The sequence below is a fragment of the Sulfurihydrogenibium yellowstonense SS-5 genome (assembly GCF_000173615.1).
Classification (GTDB): Bacteria; Aquificota; Aquificia; order Aquificales; family Hydrogenothermaceae; genus Sulfurihydrogenibium; species Sulfurihydrogenibium yellowstonense.
In genome coordinates, this window is sequence record NZ_ABZS01000205.1 from 1 (window position 1) to 2631 (window position 2631).

The 2631-nt window shown below is 35.5% G+C and carries 2 protein-coding genes; both read left to right on the forward strand.

What is annotated here, in order from left to right:
* Positions 1-1270 (forward strand): GspE/PulE family protein (locus tag SULYE_RS07555; RefSeq protein WP_007548133.1); only part of this gene is annotated, 1270 nt, incomplete at its 5' end.
* Between the two features lie 99 nt (positions 1271-1369).
* A complete protein-coding gene (locus SULYE_RS07560) occupies positions 1370-2458 on the forward strand; it encodes a type IV pilus twitching motility protein PilT (protein ID WP_007548134.1) in 1089 nt (362 codons plus the stop codon).
* The last annotated feature ends 173 nt before the right edge of the window (positions 2459-2631 follow it).

Sequence of the window (2631 nt, forward strand, 5' to 3'; positions counted from 1 at the left end):
TAAAAAGCTTTTAGATGAAATAGAGCTGAATGTTGACGTGCAGACTGACGAAGAACAAGAAGAAGAGTTATCTCTGGAAGATTTGTCAAAAGAAGCACAAGACAGTCCGATTGTAAAAGCAGTAAATGCAATCATAGCTGAAGCTATAAACTTAGGTGCTTCAGACATTCATATAGAACCTATGGAAAAAGAACTAAAAATCAGATTTAGAGTTGATGGTATATTGAGAACTTATAAAAGTTGGCCTTCACATATTAAAGATGCAATTGCTGCAAGGGTAAAGATACTTGCAAATTTAGATATTTCAGAGAAAAGACTTCCACAAGACGGTAGGATTAGATTTAAAGTAAATAATAGAAAATACGACTTAAGGGTTTCTACTCTTCCAACGGTTTATGGAGAAAAAATTGTTATGCGTCTTCAAGACGCAGAGAGTTATTTAAATGTGAAACTTGAAGATTTAGGATTTGAAGAAGATGACCTTAAACTTGTAAGAGAAGCTATATATTCCCCATGGGGTATGGTTCTTGTTACAGGTCCAACAGGTTCAGGTAAAACTACCACTTTATACTCTGCGTTGATGGAAAGAAATACAGACGATGTTAATATAATGACAGCAGAAGACCCTGTTGAAGTATCAATTCCGGGTATCAATCAAGTCCATGTAAAAGAAGAGATAGGACTTACATTTGCGACAGCTCTAAGAGCATTTTTAAGACAAGACCCGGATATAATTTTAGTTGGTGAGATAAGAGATAGAGAAACTGCTGAAATAGCAGTAAAGGCGGCATTGACAGGACACTTAGTATTTTCTACTCTCCATACAAACGATGCACCGTCAACTATAACAAGATTAGTGGATATAGGAGTTGATAGATTTTTAGTTTCTACAGCAGTCCATACAATAATCGCTCAAAGACTTATTAGAAAATTATGCAATAATTGTAAACAACCTGCTAATTATACTCCTGAAGTTTTAAAAACTTTTGGATTTTCAGATGAGGATATACAAACAGGGCAATTTTTTGTCCATCATCCAAAAGGTTGTGATAAATGTGGCGGCACAGGGTATAAAGGAAGAACGGCAGTTCATGAAATTTTAAGATTGGACGAAAATATAAGAAAGGTTATAAACGAAGGTAAAACAGCTGACGAATTGAGAGAGATGGCAGTAAAAGCGAGCATGAGGACTCTTTACAAAGATGGATTGATAAAAATGAAAAAAGGTATAACAGATATAGCAGAAATAGAGAGAGTATTAATGAAGTGAGACGTGAAAGGTGAAACGTAGGACTCTATTAATAAAGAATAACCTACTTACGTCTCACGTTAAACGTCTCACGTCTCACGTTAAAAACGGAGGTAAAAAATGGAAGAAACTAAATCTTTTAGAATTGATGAAATAGCAAAAACTGCTGTTGAGATGAGGTCTTCCGACATTCATATAACTGCCGGCGTTCCGCCTACAATCAGAGTTGACGGAAAATTAATGCCAATACCCGGATATCCACCAATGACTCCCAAGGATACACAAGCACTTATATATTCTTTTATGAACGAAAAACAGAAAAAAACTTTTGAAGAAAAGAAAGAGCTTGATTTTTCTTTTGGAATTAAAAGTATTGGAAGGTTTAGGGTAAACATATTTTATCAAAGAGGAACGGTTGCAGCAGCACTAAGAAGAATTCCTTATGAAATTAAACCAATGGAAGAGCTGGGATTAATCCCAAAAGTTAGAGACTTATGTCATCTTACTATGGGACTGGTTCTTGTTACTGGTCCAACAGGTTCAGGTAAAACTACAACCTTAGCATCCATGATAGATTACATAAACACAAACTTTCCTCACCATATAATAACCATCGAGGACCCTATAGAATATATATACCAACATAAAAAATCCGTCATAGCACAAAGAGAAGTAGGAACGGATACAGATTCTTTTGCTCTTGCATTAAAATATGCTTTGAGGGAAGACCCGGACGTTATACTTGTTGGTGAAATGAGAGATTTAGAGACTATAAGGGCAGCACTGACTGCGGCAGAAACTGGTCACTTAGTATTTGGAACACTGCACACGAACACAGCTGTTCAAACTATTAACAGAATAATAAACGTATTTCCTATGGAGGAGCAAGATCAGATAAGAACAGAATTAAGCTTTGTTCTTCAAGGTGTTATATCTCAAAGGCTTTTACCTAAAATTGGTGGCGGAAGAGTTCTTATTCATGAGGTCTTAGTTCCAAACACTGCAATAAGAAACTTGATTAGAGAAAATAAAATTCACCAGATTTATGGTCTAATGCAGACAGGACAAGCTGAAAGTGGTATGCAAACAATGAACCAATCTTTAATAAAAGCATTAAGAAATAAACTTATTACCACAGAAGACGCTCTAAGAGTATCACCGGACCCAGAAGAGCTTAAAAGGCTAATGGCTACTTTGGGAGTTAGATAATGGCTACATTTACTTATGAAGGAAGGGATAAATTCGGTATAAAAAAAACAGGTACAATAACAGCAGAGTCTATTGAAGAAGCAGAAGATATTTTGAAAAATCAGGGCTTTGTTGATGTAAAAATAAAACTAAAATCCACAAAGGAAAAAGAAAAGTCAAAAGGTGGTGGTACG